Raw genomic sequence first — 387 nt, forward strand, 5'->3', positions numbered from 1 at the left:
CTCCAGCAACGATCGCCAGCACCAGGGCGATGAGCCCCCAGGCGCTCCAAAGGATCGTTGCATAAGTCTGCTTGCTGCTTTCATAGGAGGCGTCCGAGCCCTGGACGTTGATGTCCAGTAGTTCGCCTGCATCCTTTTCGGCGTCCTCGACGACAGGCTCCATATCCTTGTAGAAGATGATCTTGGCCGCATCGTTGTCGTTGTTGCGGGATTTCACCAGCATCGGCTCGGCCGCATTCTCATAATCGCTGGCGCGTTTTCCGATCTGGTCCAGCAAGTCCTTCTCGCGCGGCGATGATATCAGCGGCGTGTAGGCATCGATCGCTTGTCCAAGCTCCTGCTTTTTCGCGATCACCTGTTTTTCCGCCGCTGCGATCGCCTCATCGC

At 57.6% G+C, this 387-nt stretch carries 1 protein-coding gene; it reads right to left on the reverse strand.

From position 1 onward, the window contains the following. Positions 1-387: MCP four helix bundle domain-containing protein (locus AC1D0P_RS31420; RefSeq protein ID WP_477680301.1), on the reverse strand; the 387-nt coding region annotated here is incomplete at both ends.

It is taken from the genome of Polaromonas sp. P1_G2 (genome assembly GCF_056405515.1).